Here is a 21,119-nt window from a genome sequence, read left to right on the forward strand (position 1 = left end):
GGTGAAAAGGGGATATACGATGAGCAAACCGAAAATCATGTCATTGTTCATGGCTTTCATCTTGATTACCGCGCTTCTAGCTGGCTGCACGGGGAGCAGCACCAATAGTAAGAAGGAGCCAGCTCCAACGAATGAAGGTGCCACTCCAAGCGAAAACGCCGAAGGCAGCTATCCCGATTACTCGCAAGGCTTTCCGGAGAGAGTTACGCTCGAAATCCCGGTATATGAGCGTGCGTTCGAGGGCTGGAACGTCACGGACAACTATTACACCCGCTGGATTCAGAAGGAATTCGGCGACAAATACAATATCGAGGTCAAGTTTACGCCGATCGCCCGTACGAACGAAGTGACGACTTATCAGCAGCTGCTCGCTGCAGGCAAAGCGCCGGATATTATTTTCCACTACGACATGCCGCAAGCGCTTGCATATTACGGGGAAGGTGTTATGCAGGAGCTGGACTGGAAAGAGATTGAACACTATGCTCCAACATATTGGAGCAATTTGAGCGAGACGATTCTGCAATACGGGATAGTTGATGGGAAAAATACGTTCGTATTCGCTGCGCGTCCTGATTTCAATAACTTTGTCAGCATCATTCGTAAAGACTGGGTGGAGAAGGTGGGCATGAAAGTCGAGGACTTGACCTCGCTTGAGAAGTACAATGAAATGCTTGTCAAATGGAAGGAAGCAGGGATCGGCGTTGCGGGGGCCGGATTGACGCGGAATGTATTCAACTATAGCTACGCATTCCGTGATTGGCCGATCGATCCGAAGACGCACGCGCTTTACTCCGATTTGTCTGTTGCGGACTTTACGACGCCGGCTTCCGAAGCCTGGCTGCGTAACCTTAGCTATCAATACCATAACGGACTTATTGACAAAGAGTTCTATCTTCGCGACGATGATAACAAGCTCAAGGCCGAATTTGTAGCGGGGAATACAGGCACCTATGGTCTATACCTTACCAACAACACCGATGTGTTTGAAGCTACGCTGAAAAATAATCCGGATGCTGAATTGGCCGTGCTTCCTCCAGGCTCGGGCGTACCGGAGGGGAATGTGCCGCAAGGACGCGCCGACTGGCCGTTCGGCCTGATCATGGGAATTAATCATGAATCGACGGCTGAGGAGCGCACGGCGGTATGGATGTATCTCGAGTGGATGAGCCAACCGGAGAACCTGATGTTCCTCCAGAACGGGGTGGAAGGCGAGAATTATACGCTCGATTCCGATGGCCTTCCGGTGAAAAATCCGGATTTCAAGGGAGAATCCGTACTATCTCAGAACAATAACAAGGACTATTGGGCACTTGTTACGGAAGCACCATCCTTCGCGACGCCAGAACTTACCCTTAAGGCGAACAAAAATAACTGGACGCCTGCAGGTTACGAGCAGATTGTCGAGGACATGATTAAATACCGTAACGAGACCAAACCATACCAGACGCCGGATCCGCTGTTCACCGTAGTTCTAGAAAAGGTTACCGAGTATAAGGCGGATTTGAACAACCTCTTCCAGGAGCTGTATCTTGATATTATCCTTGCGCCGGCCGACCAGTTCGATGCGAGATACGAAGCGGCCAAGCAGAAATTCCTCGACGCAGGCTACCAGGAGATTTTGGACGAGAAGCAAAAAGCGATTGATGCAGGTCAATTCCGGTAATCGTGAAAATCTAGCGATATACGAAGTTGGAGGAAAGAAATGATCCGATTATAATTAAATTAGTGAATCTGCTAGCAGCGGCGACCGTATGAACATTTCGTACGGCTGCCTCGAACGGTACAATCAATCGTACAACCAATACACAGAGCTCCTGCCGCAAGCGGGGGCTCTGAATGATATGGAGGGTAATATGAATCTGAAACTAGATATTGCTTTAGAAGATTTGAAGGAAACCGCGAAGCGCATTGCGGACTATACGTTCGGTATGGATTTGACGTGGGACTGGCCGGGCGGCGTCGCATTCTACGGGATTAGCCGGCTGTTCGAGGTCACGGGCGAGCACGCTTACCTGGATCGGATGATCGATTGGGTGGAGGAGTACCTCGAAGCGGGCATTCCGGAAGAATGGACCGTGAACACTTGCGCGATGGGGCATATGCTGTTGACCCTGTATGATCAGACAAAGGATCAAAAATATCTGGATCTCATTTTAAGTAAAATTGATTATTTGGAGCATCAAGCTTTGCGCTTCGGTGACCGGGTCCTTCAGCATACGGTGTCGGCCAACAATGACTTTCCGGAGCAGTGCTGGGCGGATACCCTGTTCATGGCAGCATATTTGGAGCTTCGGGTCGGCGTGATGCTTGAGAAGAAGACGCTTATAGACGACGCGCTGCATCAATTCGAACGGCATATTCATTACCTGCAAGATGAGGATTCCGGGCTGTGGTACCATGGATACAACCACGTCAAAAAGGACCATATGTCCGCCATCCATTGGGCGCGCGCTAACGCCTGGGCAGCCTATACGATGTCCCGTGCGGCAAGGGGGCTGCCGGAAGGGTATCTTTATCCTCCGATGATGCATATATGGAGCTCCTTGCGCGACCAATTGGCAGCCGTTAAACGGCTGCAGCATGAGGACGGGCTGTGGGGCACCGTACTCGATTACCCGGATGCTTACGGCGAAGTATCGGCTACAGCAGGAATTGCAGCAGCCATGGTAATGCAGGGCAATCCGCTGCACGCGAAATATGTGAGAAGAGCATTGGACGGCGTGCTCGCCAATATTGCGGATAACGGGCGGGTCCTGAACGTGTCCGGTGGTACGGCGGTCATGAACGATATCGAAGGATATCTCGGCATTGACCGGAAATGGGCACAGGGCTGGGGACAAGGATTGGCGCTGGCGTTCCTGGCGGCAGTCATTGAAGTAGTCGAGGCCCAGAGAAACCGCGAGCTGAGCAGACGAAGCGACCAGGTCGATTAGACATCGAAGGAGCAGGGGAAGAAAAGCATCTGAAGGTGAATTTTGATATAAACGAACATGACTCGGAGGGAGGTTACCATACATAAATCAAAGGAGAGCGAGCCTTTTGTCCTTTGCCAAGTCCGAATATGAAGCGATCCAACAAGCGCGGGGATTCGCTAAAGGGTACCGATGGGACCAGAAAACGATTGCCCTATCGAAAAACAAGGGCAGTAATCGCTTCTCGTTGCCCGAACATCTATACGGCTGCTTGTCACAATGCATAGAATAGAGCAGATGTTCTTAACAAGAAAGTGGTGACGAATGTGAAGCTGGGAGACTTGAAAGGCGCATATGATGTCATAATCAGCTTGGGCAGTTGGTGCGGGCCATCCATCTATTTGCAGCGCAAACAGCTGCGGCGTTTTTCCTTCCCGCTGGATTGGATGGTCTCAAGTGCAGTAACGGATGTGACGCATTTGATTAAGAGTCGGTTTGAAGGCTTTATGGAGCTTGGACAGCTCCGGAAGATAGAGGGGACTTCAGCCTATCTGGAGGAAGGGATCACTGTGCCGGAAGGAGGGACGCACCTTAGCGCCCATTTTATTCTCGATTCGCGCTATAATATCATATCGGTCCATGATTTCCCGATCGTTCCGAACCAGGATTGGGTGGCGGCCTATAATGCATATCAGGAGAAGCTTGCCCGACGCATTCAACGGTTTTGGTATGTGCTCCAACACAGCCGCTCCGTTTTGTTCGTCCGGTGGGGAGAGATCGGGGTACAAGAGGCCGTCGCGCTTCATGCCGTCCTGTCCTCGTTGACGCCGGCCAGCTGCAGCATTTTATTCATGCAGCCTGTATCCGGTTTGGAGTCGATTCAGGAGATCGATTGGGAACTAGGCGGCATCAGCACGCTGCAGGTTCCCCTCGAACGGCCCAATGATATAGCAGTGTGGGATTATGCCTTGAACGGTTTGTCATTAACAGGGTACTGGACTTAAGAGGCCTGCCCTGGAACGTGAAAATAGGAGTGCCGGCAATCGCTTAGCCGCACTCCTATTTTTATTAATCTAGTCGCTGTATGCTCATTCCCTGTTTATAGCGAGTACGTTCGATTTTACGAAAAATAAAAAAAGCTAGGCTAAAACACCAAGGGGGGCAAAAGACAAAAAAATAATTGAACGCGAAAAAGCGCTATGTTATAATCAGTAGCGCAATTGAAAATCAAGTTTAATCTGATATTATAATTACTTTTCCTAATTTAATTGTACATCAGTGACCTCTGATTTGTCAATGCACTTTTTTCAGACCAGAATGAAAAGGAGTGTGTTCAAGCGAGATGGAAGCTAAGGGATGGCGGTTAGAACAAGAACGGCTGGATCAAGTTAGGGAAAAGCTGAAGGCTAGGATCGACGCGTTGGAACCGGAAGTTAGCGGTCTGAGCGATCAGGCAGCCGAGATTCGCAGGAGATTCTGGGAAGAGGTTACGGTCAATACGAGTACGGACGAGGAATTTGAAGAAACCTTTTATACGATTAAACAACAGGCCGCGGTACTATCCGAGAGGGAGCGCCGTCATCGGCTTCTGCTGCAGCAGTGGAGGAGCTTCAATCGAATGCTGCCTTCTCCATATTTCGGACGCGTCGATTTTCTGGAGGACGGCTTGAACGGGAGCGAGCAGATTTATATCGGCGTATCCTCCTTCGTCGATGAAGATGGATTGACCTTCCTGGTATATGATTGGCGCAGCCCCATCGCAAGTCTCTACTACGATCATTCCCCTGGCGCTGCCTCTTACGACACTCCGGTCGGGCGGATCACGGGTACGATGGAGCTGAAACGGCAATACCAGATCCAGGATGGACAGCTTCGTCGTATGTTTGACGCGAGCGTGACGATCGGCGACGAGCTTCTTCAGCAGATGCTAGCCAAAGGCGCGGACTCGCAAATGAAAAGTATCGTATCCACCATCCAGAAGGAGCAAAATGCCATCATCCGGAACGATCACAGCCGGCTGCTTATTGTGCAGGGTGCAGCTGGAAGCGGGAAGACCTCCGCGGCTTTACAGCGTGTGGCGTACTTGCTGTACAAAAACCGCGATTCGCTTAAGGCGGATCAGATCGTTCTATTCTCACCAAACCAGATGTTTAACAGCTATGTATCCTCCGTCCTTCCCGAGCTTGGCGAGGAGAATATGCAGCAGACGACTTTCCAGGAATATCTCGAATATTGGCTCGGTTCATCCTTCCAAGTGGAGGATCCCTTCAGCCAGATCGAATATGTGCTGACCGCACAATCAACGCCAAACGATGAGGCCCGCCTTCAGGGGATGAAGTATAAGGCGTCCGAGGCTTTCATGAAAGCCCTGCAGAATTATGCACAGTGGCTGGGGCGGGAGGGCATGCTGTTCAACGGCATTCGGTTTCGGGATCGCGTTCTGATCACCGCCGAGCAAATGAGATCGCAATTTTACGGATACGACACTTCCTTGAGCTTGGCCAATCGTGTCGATCTCCTGCAGAAGTGGATTCTGAAGGAGCTTTCACTGCTGGAACGCAAGGAGCTCGGGGCCTCCTGGGTTGAGGAGGAGCTCCATTATCTCGACAACGAGCACTATGCGGAAGTATTCAGTGAGCTGCATAAGGAAAGGGAAGTGCTTGACATTGCTGAGCACTACGCCGTTGTTCGCGAGAAAATAAGCAACAAACGCCGAGAAGACGAAGGCGACTTTGACTTCGCCGAGCGGGAGGAGGACTTACTCCGCCAAAAGATCGTAAAGGCAAGCTTCAAACCGATCCGGAAAAATGTCAAAAGATTTTCGTTCATCGATGTTCACGGCCTGTATACCCAGCTATTTATCGATGAAGCTGCTTATCGGGACAAGACGAATGAGGTCGATATCCCGGTGCTATGGTCTGAAATCTGTAAGCAAACCAAGGATAAGCTGGAGAAGTTTGAAATTTTCTATGAGGATGCCACTCCGTATTTGTATTTAAAAGAATTGATCGAAGGCGTTCGCACGAACACGGAGATTCGGCATGTCTTCATTGATGAGGGGCAGGATTATTCACCGTTTCAATATGAGTATCTCAAAAAACTGTTTCCGCGTGCCCGCATGACGGTACTTGGTGATTTCGGGCAGGCGATTTTTACGCAATCAACGAATCTGCAGGATGCCGAGTCACCGCTGTTCCGGCTCTATGGAGAAACCGAAACATGCTTGATCCGCCTAGTGCGCAGTTATCGTTCAACTCGGGAGATTGTGGAATTTACGAAGGTGCTGCTCTCCGACGCGTCGGAAATCGTCCCGTTTGAAAGGAGCGGACCGAAGCCGCTTCTTGTGAAGGTGGAAGACGGAGAGATGCGTGACATACGTGTATTAAAGGATATTGCAGCGCTTAAAGCCGAAGGCTTCGAATCTATTGCTGTCATTACGAAGACGGCTGCCGAAAGCCGCTCAGCCTTCGAATCATTGCGGAAGCATGGAGGCGAAGCATTGCAGCTCATTACGAAGGAAACGGAAACCTTTGAGAAAGGTGCGATGGTTATTCCCGTGTATCTCGCCAAGGGGGTTGAGTTCGATGCGGTTCTGATATATGAGGCGTCACCGCATGCTTACGGCCGGGACAACGATCGCAAGCTTTTGTATACGGCATGTACCCGGGCCATGCATCAGCTCTTGCTTTATACGACAGGGGACTGGTCGCCATTCGTGGAGAGCATGGACTCTAGTTTGTATGAAATGGTGACTTGATAGCTGGTTCGAAAGCTCGCATATCGATAGACCGTTTCAGTTGCTTGCGTTATTGGAAGGATGATCAGGCGCTGCCTCGATGGGCGCGCCTTTCCTATATCACACGTAACCTTAGTTTACAAATGTATAATTATAGCATTAACGCCCACATATTGTAAAATAAACCTATGGCTGAAAATGATAAGGCGTTTAACGAAGGAGAGCTAAAAAATGAACCATGGCATGTCAGCGCCATTTAAGATCATTGCATTATTACTAGGGTTCTTCGTGATCGGCCCTCTAGTTGTGATGCTGCTAACATGTTTATTGAATTTCTTTTAAAATGAACGGGTTAACAAAGTATGTCCGAGTGATGGGTGGACAAGAACTCACACCAACGCAAAGTCGCGGATTCCCGCGACTTTTTTGTTGTGCTGACATAAGTTCTTGCATATCCCGATGATTCTTTCACGGATTACCCTGACTATGAAGACTTCGCATGATGGATCGCTGTCTCAATGTAGGCTCTCAAAGTCTTGATGAACGTGCGCATGGCGTATCCGACGTACCTGTCGCTGCGGTAGATCAGACAAATGTCCTGAGAAGGCGTAGGGTTCCTTAGGTGCACCACCTTGATATCCGGATTGTCAAGATTATCCAATAGAAGTCTCGGCAGAACACAAGCGCCAACTCCGCTCTGTACCATCTGAAGGAGTGAAGATAATGTTGTCGTCACCATATGCGGCTGCAGTGCAAAGCCGCTGTCCATACAAAAGTGGTCGATCAGCTTCCGGCACTGATGATCTGGCGGGAACATGACCATTTTTAAGGTTTGCAGCTTACTCAAAGGGATAAAGCTTTCCGTTGCAATGGGATCGTGCATACTTACTGCCAATGAAAACTCCTCATGGAACAAAGGAATCGTTGTGAGCCGCTCATCGATAACAGGTCCAATGGTTACGCCCACATCGATGCTTCGGTCCAGCACTTGTTCCGTTACCTTTGTGGTTTCCAATAGGGACAGCGAAATGGTGGGATAGGTCTGATGGAAGTTGAGCAGCATGGCATTGAACATCAGATCCGCGTCACCGGGCAATACCCCGATGGATAGAGAGCCTCCTTGCATTTGCTTCAGATCTGCGATGGCATCGCCCGCTTGCTGCAAATGTCTGAACACGGCGGCACCATGCTCACGAAGAATCGCACCGGCATCTGTAAGGACAATTGTTTTACCCACACGGTCGAACAATAGAACGCCTAATTCTTCTTCTAGTCGCCTGATCTGCTGGCTGATATTGGGTGCGCTGACTCCCATTTTTTCGGCTGCTCTCGAGAAATGAAGCTCTTCACAAATGGCCATGAAATACTGAAGCTGTTTTAACTCCACCTTCACACCTGCTTTCTATAGCATGTGTATCATGCTTAATGCCTATTGTTGCTCCGACTTCTTCTTGTGTCAACGAGTTATCGTTAACTGATACTTAACGTTACGGTAACGCCCACTGCATTGATGGTAAGTTCCATGAGTCATACAATGGGGACATATCAAGCGGTTCTCATGACAAAGGAGGAAAATAACATGTCTGAAATGATTATCAACACAGCCACAACTGCACGTCAAGTGCTGGTGCAGCAGGTGCAGGCGATTCCGGAGGAACTCTTCGATATTCAACCCGCAGGTTTCAACAATACGGTTCGTTGGAATGTCGGCCATATGATGTATTGGATGGATAAGTATTCTGCCCTGATCTTTAACAGTCCGCCGGTCATACCGGACTCTTATGAAACGCTGTTTAACTCTGGAACAAAGCCCTCGGATTGGACGTTCGATCCTCCGTCAAAGGAAGCGATGGTCGAGATGTTAACAGCTCAGCTTTCCCGCTTATCTGAGCTGACACCTGAAATGCTGGGCGAGAAACTTTCAACTCCGTTTGCCATGGGACCGTTCCAATTCAACACCTCTGGTGAGTTGTTAAACTTCATTCTGATTCACGAGTCGTTTCACCTTGGCGTGATCTCGAGCCAGTTAAAGGTTCTAGCGTTGAGTTAAGCCATGCAGTGCAGGTATCCTATTGCTTATTCTTTATATCAAACAAAGGCGATGAATAAAAGGTAAGCAGCTAATAAATCTTGATGAGGAGGATATGTTCATGGAGAAATCTCTTGATTCTGTCCAATCCCGCACTAGTGAAGTGTTTGATGCTTTTAGGCATGCTTTGGAAACAGGGGATACAGCCGATTTTCTTAAACAGGTTACGGAGGATTTTCATTTCTTCGTTCCACTTCCGTTAGAGGGATGGAATCACAAGCAGGAGGGCAAAGGGCGGTTCGAGGAATTAGTCCGGTTCGAGCGCTCCGTATTTCAGATGCAGCTGACTCCCCTCATCGTGCTGGAGGATGATGACAACGGGATGGTGGTGTTTCGCTCGGAAGGTTCGTTAAATGGGCGGCATTTTAGCAATGAGCTTGCTATCGTCTTCGAATTCGAGGGAGAGCGGACCCGCTGCTTCCGGGAGTATGTAGGAATGCCGTTAAAAAACTATGAAAACCCATAAAGATAATGCCATGAGCAGTAAAAGCAAACTCTTTTACAATAATATGAAAAATGAACCGACCGAGGGTCTGGTTCATTTTTTGTTTATGGCTGCAATTTTATCAGCCAGCGGGTAACAAATACTCATTATTGCAGCGATTCCCGGTAACTCCTCCAGGGCTGATTTGAAGCATCGCCCTGACCATCTACAGGGAAAAATTTTTTCACGCACTCCGAAATATCAGTCTTTAGTAGGAGGTCAACCATGTTGAGGTTCTTATAATTAAAGAATGGAAAGGAGAGCCGTAGCACGACGCAAGATGCACATCTTTATAGACAAATTGGAGGTTGAAAAGGTTGAAGCAAGAAAGAAGCACCCATGCACCAAGCCTGCTTCACAATCGGTTCCTGCAGACGATTTTATTATCAAGCGTGCTCCTGCAGATCGGGATCTGGGTACGTAATTTTGCCATTCTTTTGTATATTGCGGATCGAACGAATAATGATCCATACGCCATTTCTTTAATTAGCGTGGCGGAATTCGCGCCTATTTTTGTGTTTTCGTTCATTGGCGGTACATTTGCCGACCGTTGGCGGCCCAAACGAACGATGATCTGGTGCGATTTATTATCCGCGGTATCCGTATTCGTAGTGCTTCTGACCATACATTTCGGTTCATGGCAATCCGTCTACCTGGTCGCATTCATCTCGGCGATTCTTTCGCAGTTCTCGCAGCCTTCAAGCATGCGGTTGTTTAAGTATCATGTGCCTGAGGAACAGCTGCAGCAAGGGATGGCTCTATTCCAATCGCTGATGGCCATCTTTATGGTGCTTGGCCCTATGCTTGGCACCTTCGTATACAGCACGTTTGGCCTGGAAACATCGATCGCTGTAATGGGCGTCGTATTTCTGCTGTCCGCACTCGTTCTTGTCCGCCTGCCTGAGGATAATATGAAGCCGCAAACGGCCGCTGTAAAAGGGCAATTTCGTAAAGATTTCGCCGAAGGCTTCCGTTATGTTTGGCAAAGCCAAGTCCTGCGCATGCTCGGACTCGCATTTATTCTCGCTGGACTCGCTGTTGGTGTAGCCCAAGCGCTCAATCTGTTTATCGTAACGGAGCGTCTGGGACGCAGCGAGGAGTTTCTGCAATACCTGCTGATGGTGAATGGCGGAGCCATGCTGATCGGCGGCGGGGTCGTCGCTGTTTTTGCCAAGAAGGTTCCGCCTCAGCTTCTTCTTGCTGTGGGCATGCTTTCAGGAGCGGTCTGCACAGCCATTGTCGGGTATTCGACGAGCGTACCGGTCACGCTGGCCGTACAATTTGTGAATGGCCTTGTGTTCCCTTGCATTCATATCGGGATTAGCACCATGATCCTCAAATGGTCACATGCTTCCATTGTCGGCCGCGTCAACGGCGTTCTAAATCCAATGTTCGTCGGCATGATGGTCATATCCATGTCTTTCGCCGGCGCGTTAAAGGACGCCTTTCCGCTGAGCACGATCTATGGCGGAGCAGGATTATTATTCCTTCTTGGTGCACTGGTCATGGTGCCGATCATGAAGCAAAAAGCGCCTGAGCACGTGCTTACTGCGCAAGAGACGTAATCTTGCTGCATTAATAAGATTGCGCTAAGAAAACTATCGTTGAATGAATACGTGGAGGCAGCAGGTCTGATGATCTGGCTGCCTTTTCATTAAGCTAACGGCAGGAGTCTGTGATAGTGAAGTCGAAAATTTGGGTGTAACCATCTCGTAATAGAGTCATGGAGACAACGTATTTTACATATTTTGCAGGCGCACTAAAGTCATATTGGGTTAGGGAGGAGAAAGATGGAGTCGAAGGAAGAGCATTATTCACATGATCATATTATGGAATCAATCCGAAATTTATCCGAGAACGATGCAAAGACATTCTTGAACCTTATTTATGCGCTTTTGAGAGATAACACGCTGCCAAGCGAACAATTGGTTTCCCATGTCTTATCCGTTTATGAGAAAAAGATACCGAGAGTGGTTAAGGCAAGGCAGAATAAATGAAGCCCTGAAACCCTTGTCCCGCTTTATTACTTACTTGCAAGTTAGTATCTCACTTATAAGTACGTACTTCCGGATTGTATCGTGTTTACTCTACAATGCTCGTGAAGGCAATAACCAATACGTTCATAAGGAGAGATTAACGATATGGAGCTTCAATTGGCATTGGATTTAGTGAACATTCCGGAAGCGAAACAAGTGGTGGCCGAGGTAGCCGAGCATATTGATATCGTGGAAATCGGCACGCCGGTCGTCATTAACGAAGGGCTGCATGCCGTGAAAGCGATCAAGGAGGCTTTCCCGCATTTGCGAGTGCTTGCCGACCTTAAAATTATGGATGCCGGCGGGTATGAAGTGATGAAAGCATCCGAAGCCGGTGCGGATATTATAACGGTGCTGGGGGTATCCGACGATTCCACGATCAAAGGCGCTGTGGCCGAAGCCCGGAAGCAAGGCAAGCAAGTCATGGTCGATATGATTAATGTAAAAGACATTGAGGGCAGGGCACAGGAGCTTGATGCCTTAGGCGTGGATTATATTTGCGTCCATTCGGGTTATGACCACCAGGCGGAAGGCAAGAATTCCTTCGAGGAATTGGCTGCGATCAAGCGTGTCGTTAAACATGCCAAAACCGCCGTTGCGGGAGGAATCAAGCTGGAGACTCTTCCTGAAGCCATTCAAGCGAAGCCGGATCTTGTCATCGTTGGCGGTGGAATCACGGGTCAATCCGATAAGAAGAGCGTGGCCGCTAAAATGAATCAACTGGTAAAACATGCCTAACCAGATGGGCAAGCCAATCTTTAGGCAGGCCGTTCTAATCGTCAAAGAGCTATCCGAAGCTGTACAGAAGGTCGAAGCCGTTCAGGTTGAAGCACTAATTGAACGAATCCTGCATGCCGATGCCATCTTTGTAGCGGGTGGGGGCAGATCCGGCCTGGTGATGCGAACCTTTGCCATGCGGCTAATGCAGATGGGATATAACGTTCACGTTGTGGGCGACACAGTAACACCAGCGATCGGGTCAGGCGACTTGCTTGTTATCGGTTCAGGTTCAGGAGAAACGCAGAGTCTAGTTGCGATGGCCCAGAAGGCCAAGCATATCGGCTCTGACGTAGCCGCCCTAACGATCCAACCCGAATCTCGCATCGGGCAGCTTTCCGATACGATCGTTCAGCTGCCGGGAAGCACCAAGGAACAGCACCAAGATGCGCTCGTGACCGTCCAGCCGATGGCCTCTCTATTTGAGCAGACAATGTTGATTGTGCTGGATTCCATCATCTTAAGATTGATGGAGGTAAGCGAGCTCCAATCCGACCAGATGTTCAGCCTGCATGCCAATCTGGAGTAGGACACGTCCCTGCGCTATGTACTCCACTTTGATGGGATCTCCGTGACCGTTGTATACTAGTAGGAAAGAAGGGGTGATAATTATGGCAAATGAAGTCAAGAAGCGAATAAATCTCAAAGAAATTAACTGCCATAAGGAGTTAACCCTGGCGGTCATCGGAGGCAAATGGAAGCTGATCATCCTTTGGCATCTTGGCTTGGAGGGCGTTAAACGCTTCGGTGAGCTGAACCGTATGATACCCCACATCACGGAGAAAATGCTGACCAATCAGCTCCGTGAATTGGAGGAGGACCGGCTGGTCCAACGTGTCGTTTACCCCGAGGTTCCGCCCCGAGTCGAATATTCGCTTACGCCTTACGGGGAGAGCTTAATGCCTATCCTGAAATTGATGTACGATTGGGGAAGAGATTACGGCGAACAGTTCGTCTGGACCAAATGAGGGAGCGCTTTATGCGTGCTATGGAGCAAGAGGCTGCATGCGGCATTTTATTATTCAATACAAAAAGCAAGCAGGCTTGCGCAAATAGAACCACCCGTTAATCGGGTGGTTCTATTGACGTTGTCGACTTATTCCTCATTGCGTTTTCGGTGCGTCAATAATATGAAGCTCCTGCTGCCAATTCATTGCGAAATCACTCATGCCGTATATCGTGATTCTGAACTTTCCGCCAGGAAGCTCACCGGCCAGCTTGGAAAGCCCTTTGGGGGTAAGCTGAATCATGACGGCGCGTTTATCCTGCGTGATTCCTGCCTCGAAGTCTTCTCTGTCCACTAACGGGAAGATATCGATGGAATTTTGGCCGAAATCGCCGTTACTGGAGTAATCGACCTGAGCCCTCAGTGGAATGGTCTGAGGATAGGAATATACCGGTTCAGCGGATTGGAATAAGAAGAGTCCTTGAGCGCTGTCGTAGGTTACCCCCGTAACTGTCGGGGGCTCGGAATCAAATCGGATAGGCAATTCGATCTTACCCGCTTCGGCATCCTTCTCGAATACCTTAAAGATGAGGGAGACCGGGCGGTCTTGATTCACATTCGGAACTGGCGCTACCTGGATACCCTGGTCACCGCCAGTCAACTGGATGAGCGATGGATCCGAAGTCTCGATCTCGATATGTCCAATCGTTTCGCCTATTCACATCTTGCAATCAAATTTTTAGGAAAATGGTCTGTGATTGAACCGGGGTGAAGGACCTAGTTAACAAAGAGTGATTTCTGATTATTCCATCTAATCTGCAGGCTGATGTTTGATGAGCGGACTCTATTTATTTAGATGTAATGTTCTGGTAGAGTGATACTTTTCACAACTATCGATTTTTGAAATTGCAGCATTCGTTATGGACCGAACAGCAGCTCATAGACAAATACCTTAATCATTCTTGGTAAAAGCCGTAGCATAACATTGGGTTGTACAGGAGAGAATATTTCAATCCGTAGAAGAAGGAGCTGAAGGAGAATGATGAGTCATCCCAAAGATGACTACGGGGTATTGGGTAATGACATCGAAGTCGATTCGGATGTGAATGAGGATCGTAATCGAGAGGAGCAGCTGGATGACTCCTTTGAGTCCTGGTATGAGAGTATGAATAATCAGATCAAGCGGCAGCTAAAGCTCACGAACGTGCCGGAGGACGGTGTTTTCGATTCGGTCGCCGGAACAGATGAAGATTCTGCTCGGCGTTAAGCGCGTGGTCCGCAGAACCGGATTAACCATACTTCAATGCGGGTGCGCATACGAGCGCGAAAGCTCCCACGAATGGTCCCATTGAAATGTAAAACCCACTGTTAAATCATACAGTGGGTTCCGATTAATATTGCTTCCGCCTGCGAAACAATCTAATGATCGCATAAATAATGATGATCCATAGCCCAATGCTAAGTAGTGACAGCAATGGAAACCCTAGCGAAAAACCGGCAAACGGATTGAACAGTGATCCCAATATTGTCCCCAGTGCCAATCCCCCGAATAAACCGCCGAAAAAACCGCCGAACCCCGTTCGCGGCGTTGGCGTTGTTCTCGGTTGGCCCGGATTGCGAACGTTTTGGTCCGGTCTCCGCGTCGTACGCCCAGGGGTACCGATTCCCGGATTATAGGTTCGTCTGGGCGAGCGAAATCCGCCGCGTCTATAGGAATGTATCGTATCATCCTGTTCCTCTTGGCTATGATTTACATTGGGTTCGCCGAAAACTTCGGCCGTGGAACATCCAAAAACCAAAGGAAATACCAAGAGCAGTATCAATAACTTCCTCATCATATGCACCTCCTTCTGTAGTGTGCCCTGCCGGCATAAGAACATTCAGACGTTCCAACACACAGACGAACGACTTGTCTTACGTTTACGAAATACTCGATTTCGTTTGATATTCACTTAACCTTCATGCTTTAGGCTTTTAGAGATAAAAAGCATGAAGGAGGAGCACATGAAGCGAAAATGGATCGCCGGATTATTATCCGGCATACTGATCGGCAGCAGCTTTTTTGAGTTTGCGCTTGCAAACACCCCCGTTTATGCAGCCCCTTCGGGAGCGATGCCCGTGTTCATCTCGGAAATTTATCCCGATGACCGGTCGAATCAGCAAACGATCGAGGGCGCAGGCGGAGCCGATCTGTTCGAATATGTTGAGCTTTACAATCATTCGGGGGCACCGCTCTCGTTCAACGATGAGTTCAACATTCGTTACGACTACAATACGGGCGTGAAGACGCTGACGGTAACGGACACGGTTTACGGCAATCCGGATGGAGTGGTCATCCCGGCGGACAGCCCAGCCGTGCTATGGGTGGAACGAACCAGCTCGTCCATAACCGGGGCTGCCGCCGCCCTGACGGAATCCGATTTCCGGCAGTATCATTCGGTTCCCGACCATGTACCGGTATTCAAGCTTCGGGGACAGGATGGCCTCAACAACACGGACCGCGGTTTATACATAACCCGTAAAGGCGATGACGCCGCCGTAATCAGCAGCTTCTACTATACCGCCGAGGATGTCGGCGACGGCAAGAGCGTGCACCTTCAGCCGCCCTCCGGCGGTTCAGGAATGATTCCTTACGCACGGGAAGCAGCGCCTTCCGCCGGTATCTTCGATCCGGATCAGTTGTTGCCGCCTGACAATCGCATGCCGGATATCAGTCACACGCCGGTCGCCTCGGCCGACCGGACGCAGCCTCTGACCGTAAGTGCAAGCGTCTATGACGAAGACGGCGATGCGTTAGACGTTAAGCTTTATTACAAAACGGCTGTCAATAACCCATACAGCATGATCGATATGATGGATCGCGGAGGGGATCAATTCGATGCGGTCGTTCCGGCCGACCAGTTGATCGGCGATAAGCTGTATTATTACATAGAGGCAGCGGATGGGCTTCAACGTTCGAGATCCGGGGATTATGAAACGGCGTTAACCGGTGCCGTCGCAGGCGGAGACGTTCCGCGCATCCTCATTACCGAGATTCTGCCGAACCCGGCCGGGGATTACCGATGGGGAAGCGGCAACCAGTACGAATATGTTGAAATCTACAATAATTCGGATCAGGAATTGGACCTCAAGGATTACACGCTCTGGTATCTGTACCCGAGTCAGACGGCACCGAAGAGCTGGACGATTCCGGATCATACCGCAATCGAGCCTTACAGCTCAGCCGTCATCTGGTTCGCGAAGGAAGCCATCGCCAACGGCAAGGGATATACAACGACGGCCGACTTCAATCTGCACTTTAACAGTACGCTGAACGATAGCGACATTATTTTCTACGATAATTCAAAAGCTTCCGATTTCAATCTTCCGAATTCGCTGCATCGCGGGCTGGCCATTTCAGCACCGGGTCAGGCAAATTCGTACATCGTGCAGGCCTGGTACGACCCGAGCACGCCGGACAGCCCGGACAGGCTGGTGAACGACGTTCGTAACGCAGTCGTTCGATATGCCTACCCGGATGCAGGAACGACTATGAAAAGACTGGATAACCGGATGTATGCCAATCCTGGCAGCATTGATCCGGGTCAGGTGCCGCCTATAACGGGCATGGATATGATTGCACCTACGCTTCAGCATGAACAGACCGCCTATAATTTGGGCAAGGGGCAGGCATTTGCTGTGACCGTGACCAGCGACGAGCCTCTTGCTTCAGCTGAGGTATTGATCGGAGCAGCCTCCGAGGAGCCGACGACTTTTACGGACAAGCATGCACTGACGCTTGCGTCCCAGGAAAACGGACGTTACGTCTACCAAGGCTCGATCACACTGAATGAAACCGGCGTCTATCGCTACATCATCGACGCGGTCGACAGCAGCGGCAATCGTACACGAGTTCCATATAACTCCAGAGGCGGCCTTCTGACCGTTAATGAAGAAAGAACGGGGACGGAGCTGCCGAACCCGGGGTTATCCATTGCAAACGGAAGCATGCTTAGCGGGAATGCATCCTTCTACGCTTACGGCTCCCGTGCCGAGGACGATATCGAGGTTCGCTTCGACGGAAATCCGATGCCACTTCGCAAAGCGCTGCCAGGCAAGGTACAGCTCGGCATGCAGACCCGTGGCATCGATCAGATCTACCAAGCGTCGGCAAGCGCGCTGAACGCAAGCGGAGAGACGGTCTTTTTCGCGCGAATCTTGCCCAAATATATCGACGGCGCATGGTCGATGTTCGATATGACACCGGATCTTTTCGTAACCGGTACGACCGTTTCCGTGCATACAGGAAATGAGAACGCTCCTTATCAAGTCAAAGATCACGACAAGGTATTCGGCAAGAACAACCATGATGATTTCGAAGTGATGAATCTTCATCTCGTGCTTCCGGACGGTTCGGTCGTCAAACCGGATAAGGTGCTGAACTACCTGGGCAATCTGGGGCAAACAACCGTGGATTACCGGGAGGATACCTACTACGGATTCGGTGATGCGGATTACGGCAGCAATCCGAACAAGCCGATGATCAGCGACTTCCATTTCCCGATTCCGCAGGACAAGTTTACGGCTAGATATGCCGAGCTTGACACCGCCGCGATAAAGGACGGGATTTATCCTCTAAGGATGTCGATGAACGGACAAGTCTTCCAGTCCATCGACGTGACTGTGGATAATACCGCTCCGGAGATTGAAGGAATATCGTATGGGGAAGGACAGTTGTTGACCGAAGCAATGCAGCTCAAAGGGGCGTTCAAGCTGGATGTGGTCGCTTCGGACCAGTTAAGCGGAGTTGCCGAAGTTACGGCGGAGCTTGATGGTGAGACGATCACGCTTCCTTACGAGACGTCTTCCACGTTGCTTGCGCCGGGCGAGCATATTCTGAAAGTGACCGTACTCGACGGGGCCGGCAATTCGGCGGAGATCACACGCACCTTCATGATTGAAGAGGAGAAGCCTCTTCTTCCGGGCGAAGTTTCCCCAGCCGATTTCGCGGAGAACGTTGGTTTGAATCCGAGCCTGAGAGCTCGGCTCAGCGATCCAAGCGGAGACTCGATGGATGTGCGCTTTTTGGAGGGGGATAAATACGATTTTGCCCGCGCTGACGGAATTGAAGGTCATATCAACGTTGCAGACCGGGAGCCGCCGCTTGCTCTGGAGCCAGACGGCGAGAAGGGGATCGGCAAGGAAGAGGCCGACAAAATTGCTTATCCGGACGGGGATTACCTAACCACGGATACCGATTCCGGATTCCCTTATCATCGATTCGAAGTCCAGCTGGACGAAGCATGGACCGAAAAGGACAAGGTAGAGCTGCACTGGGAGGGACGCACGCTTCCGGGACGCATCGTGACGCTGTATGCATGGGATAATGATGCCGGCAAGTGGACGGCATTAAAGTCAGCCACCGGCGACGAAGGCGAATCCGATATTGCTCTAACGGCTGAAGTGGATCCTGAGCGATACGTGCGAAATGGCAAAATCCAGGCCATGGTGCAGGATGAAGTGAAGAGCGCGAACGCGCCGTTCAACATTTTATGGTTTACGGACACGCAGTATTACGCGGAATCGTACCCGGATATTTTCGATAAACTGGGCGATTGGATCGCGGAAGAATATAAAAAGGGTTTATTCAGTTATGTCATTCATACAGGTGACATCGTGAACGTGGCTGACGACGAGAAGCAGTGGGCGGTAGCCGACCGCAATCTGAAGAAGCTGGACGAAGCGGGCGTACCGTATGGCGTCCTCGCGGGTAATCACGATGTCATCATTGACGGCGTGGATTACTCCTACTACGGAAAGTATGTCGGGGCCGACCGATACAAGAACAATCCGTGGTATGGCGGCGAAATGGATAACAACCGCAACCATTACGACCTCGTATCGTTTGGAGGCCATGACTTTATTTTCCTGTACATCGGCTTCGGACTTGAAGACACACCGGAAACCATTGCTTGGGCCAACGAGGCGCTGAAGAAGCATGCGGACCGCATAGCGATCGTGGGCATGCACGCCTATCTGGAGAGCAACGGCACCTTGTCAAATATGGCACAGCGCGTGTTTGACCAGGTCATTGCACCGAACAAAAACGTGCAGCTCGTACTAAGCGGGCATTATCATGCCGCGAATAGGGTCGTGAAGACTGTGACGCATCCGGACGGATCGACGAGACAGGTGATCGAAATGCTGGCAGATTATCAGGGTGGGCCGAATGGCGGAAACGGCTATCTGCGCCTGCTTCAATTCGATCCGGTCTCAGGTACGCTGGACGTGGATACGTACTCGCCTTACTTGGACGATTACAATTTCTTTGACGACGCCATCGAGGATTTTACCGAGCCGTTTGCGTTCAGGGACATTCAAAAACGGGTGGCAACCGATTATTTTGCAGTCAACGTGTACAAAAATAAGCTGATTGGCGAGAAAAAAGACGTGAAATCCGGAGAAATTGCCTCAGCCGCATGGAAGGGGCTTGAAGCCGGCAAGACGTATTACTGGTATATGGATATTACCGATGAATTCGGCGCCAAGCAGCTGAGCCCAATCTATCGTTTTACGACCTCGAAGAAAACGTCTCCGCCTGGAGGCGGAAATGACGGCGACGGCAACAATGGGGGCGGTAATAACGGTAATAACGGAAACAACGGAAACAACGGAAACAACGGCAATAACGACGGCAGTAATCAACCAGGCCAAAGCAAGCCAGGTGGAAAACCACCGGCCACTGGGCCTTCCAGACCGGGAACGATTACGGCGCAAATCGCCATAAACGGCCAGAGGGCTCAAGCAGCCGTCAGCGAATCGGAGCTCAGCAGTGCCTTCGAGAGCGTCTCTGCGAACGCGCGTGGAATCAAGACCGTGACGATCCAGCTGGACGAAAGCGCCCGCTCGTTCAACGGCGAAATCGTCATCCAGGTTCCGTCAGCTTACTTGAACCGCAATCACGCGCGGGAACGGATCGAGATCGTTACGCCGCAGGCAACCGTGAAGCTGGCTTCCGATATGCTGAACCGTCTGCCGGATGCAGGGCAGTTCACGGGTATCGTGGTACGGGCGGGTGATCGAAGCCTGTTGTCCACGGACCAGCTTGCCGGGATCGCTAATAGACCGGTCGTTGAGTTGCTGCTGCAAATCGATGGCAAGACGGTGGAATGGCCGGGAAGTACTACCCCAGTATCCGTCTCGCTCCACTATGCAGCCAAGACCGACGAACGAACGGATCAGCTGGTCGCGTGGGAAGTCGATGCGATGGGAGCGATAACCTCTGTCCTGAACGCATTTTACGATGAAGAGCTTCGTGCTCTGACGTTCGAGACAGGCAAGCTTGGCACATATGCGATTGCATATAAGCCGGTATCCTATCGGGATGTGGAACCGGGAAGCTGGTATGCAGACGCCGTCCATTACCTTTCTGCCCGTGACATTATTAAGGGGGCGGGAGGAGGACGGTATCTGCCGCAGAAGGAGATCAGCCGGGCCGATTTCCTGGTCATGGCGATGAACGCCTTCGGCATAAATCCGGAGAATACGGATGAAGACGGTAATTTTGCCGATGCGGGCAGCCGCTACTATACGCCGTATCTATCTACAGCGAAGAAGCTGGGATTTGTCCATGGAACGGGAGATAACCGGTTCAGACCAGGGGACTCGATCACGCGTCAGGATATGGTCGTCATGCTCCATGCGATGATGGAATCGGTTGGCAGCGAGCTGCCGGGCGGAGGAAAGAAGATCGAAAGCTATACCGATGCGAAGGACGTATCCAGTTATGCGAAGGAAGCGATGGACTACATGCTGGATGCCGGAATGCTTCAAGGCACCATTGGAGGCAAGCTGTCACCGAAGTCTGTTACCAATCGGGCCATGGCAGCGCAGCTGATGTACAACTACCTGCTCAGAAGCCGGGAGGCTTCGTAAGAAACGGAGTAAGGGTCGAGCTGGTATCATATGCATATGATGGATTTATGTGTTCGAGCGGGAGGAGCCTCCCGCTCTTTTTTTTGTTGAAGTAAAATTTCAAGGCCCCTTCTCACCGACCGGAAGATCAATCTGACATCTGAAAATCCGTCCCGTTTTTATTAATAACGAATTTACTATCATTCATAATTATGGTACCGTATGAGCATGGAGATGTACGAAAGG

Annotated in this window: 14 protein-coding genes; 12 read left to right on the plus strand and 2 right to left on the minus strand. The window is 50.4% G+C overall.

Annotated features, from left to right (window positions below):
• The first annotated feature begins 19 nt into the window (after positions 1-19).
• From NST08_RS15265 to helD, 4 genes are all read left to right on the plus strand, one after another.
• Complete coding sequence (locus NST08_RS15265; protein WP_341033265.1) at positions 20-1,663, plus strand: extracellular solute-binding protein; 1,644 nt, start codon at positions 20-22, stop codon at positions 1,661-1,663.
• Positions 1,664-1,853: 190 nt separating this feature from the next.
• Positions 1,854-2,933 carry a glycoside hydrolase family 88/105 protein gene (locus NST08_RS15270; RefSeq protein ID WP_050954003.1) on the plus strand — a complete coding sequence of 360 codons (1,080 nt, stop codon included), beginning with the start codon at positions 1,854-1,856 and terminating at the stop codon, positions 2,931-2,933.
• A gap of 305 nt (positions 2,934-3,238) precedes the next feature.
• Positions 3,239-3,916 carry a DUF1796 family putative cysteine peptidase gene (locus tag NST08_RS15275; RefSeq protein WP_034273142.1) on the plus strand — a complete coding sequence of 226 codons (678 nt, stop codon included), beginning with the start codon at positions 3,239-3,241 and terminating at the stop codon, positions 3,914-3,916.
• Positions 3,917-4,254: 338 nt separating this feature from the next.
• The gene (gene helD / locus NST08_RS15280; RefSeq protein WP_007128200.1) at positions 4,255-6,669 is read left to right on the plus strand and encodes an RNA polymerase recycling motor HelD; all 2,415 of its coding nucleotides are present in this window, start codon (positions 4,255-4,257) and stop codon (positions 6,667-6,669) included.
• A 463-nt stretch (positions 6,670-7,132) separates the two neighbouring features.
• Here the strand turns inward: helD and NST08_RS15285 are convergent, their stop codons facing one another.
• A complete protein-coding gene (locus tag NST08_RS15285) occupies positions 7,133-8,035 on the minus strand; it encodes a LysR family transcriptional regulator (RefSeq protein ID WP_007128198.1) in 903 nt (300 codons plus the stop codon).
• Between the two features lie 192 nt (positions 8,036-8,227).
• On the opposite strand from NST08_RS15285, the gene NST08_RS15290 reads away from it, so the two are divergent.
• The 6 genes from NST08_RS15290 (at position 8,228) to NST08_RS15315 (ending at position 13,002) form a co-directional block, all read left to right on the plus strand.
• On the plus strand, positions 8,228-8,698 hold the full coding sequence (locus NST08_RS15290) for a DinB family protein (protein ID WP_007128197.1): 471 nt from the start codon (positions 8,228-8,230) through the stop codon (positions 8,696-8,698).
• 100 nt (positions 8,699-8,798) lie between these two features.
• The gene (locus NST08_RS15295) at positions 8,799-9,203 is read left to right on the plus strand and encodes a nuclear transport factor 2 family protein (protein WP_007128196.1); all 405 of its coding nucleotides are present in this window, start codon (positions 8,799-8,801) and stop codon (positions 9,201-9,203) included.
• Positions 9,204-9,538: 335 nt separating this feature from the next.
• Positions 9,539-10,786, plus strand: a complete 1,248-nt coding sequence (locus tag NST08_RS15300) for an MFS transporter (RefSeq protein ID WP_007128195.1) — start codon at positions 9,539-9,541, stop codon at positions 10,784-10,786.
• 576 nt (positions 10,787-11,362) lie between these two features.
• Positions 11,363-11,995 (plus strand): 3-hexulose-6-phosphate synthase, encoded by a 633-nt coding sequence (hxlA, locus tag NST08_RS15305; RefSeq protein ID WP_007128193.1) that lies wholly within the window; start codon positions 11,363-11,365, stop codon positions 11,993-11,995.
• Positions 11,988-12,563 carry a 6-phospho-3-hexuloisomerase gene (gene hxlB, locus NST08_RS15310; RefSeq protein WP_007128192.1) on the plus strand — a complete coding sequence of 192 codons (576 nt, stop codon included), beginning with the start codon at positions 11,988-11,990 and terminating at the stop codon, positions 12,561-12,563. Before hxlA ends, hxlB begins: the two co-directional genes overlap by 8 nt.
• A gap of 82 nt (positions 12,564-12,645) precedes the next feature.
• Positions 12,646-13,002 (plus strand): winged helix-turn-helix transcriptional regulator, encoded by a 357-nt coding sequence (locus tag NST08_RS15315; protein WP_007128191.1) that lies wholly within the window; start codon positions 12,646-12,648, stop codon positions 13,000-13,002.
• A 135-nt stretch (positions 13,003-13,137) separates the two neighbouring features.
• On the opposite strand, the gene NST08_RS15320 is transcribed toward NST08_RS15315, so the two are convergent.
• Positions 13,138-13,596 (minus strand): hypothetical protein, encoded by a 459-nt coding sequence (locus NST08_RS15320; RefSeq protein ID WP_341341937.1) that lies wholly within the window; start codon positions 13,594-13,596, stop codon positions 13,138-13,140.
• Positions 13,597-14,019: 423 nt separating this feature from the next.
• Here NST08_RS15320 and NST08_RS15325 point away from each other — a divergent pair, with 423 nt between their 5' ends.
• Both NST08_RS15325 and NST08_RS15330 read left to right on the plus strand, forming a co-directional pair.
• The gene (locus NST08_RS15325; protein WP_007128189.1) at positions 14,020-14,247 is read left to right on the plus strand and encodes a hypothetical protein; all 228 of its coding nucleotides are present in this window, start codon (positions 14,020-14,022) and stop codon (positions 14,245-14,247) included.
• A 737-nt stretch (positions 14,248-14,984) separates the two neighbouring features.
• Complete coding sequence (locus tag NST08_RS15330; protein ID WP_341341938.1) at positions 14,985-20,894, plus strand: S-layer homology domain-containing protein; 5,910 nt, start codon at positions 14,985-14,987, stop codon at positions 20,892-20,894.
• Positions 20,895-21,119: the final 225 nt, after the last annotated feature.

Source organism: Paenibacillus sp. FSL K6-1566 (assembly GCF_038050475.1).
In the GTDB taxonomy this organism is placed as follows: Bacteria; Bacillota; Bacilli; order Paenibacillales; family Paenibacillaceae; genus Paenibacillus_AQ; species Paenibacillus_AQ lactis.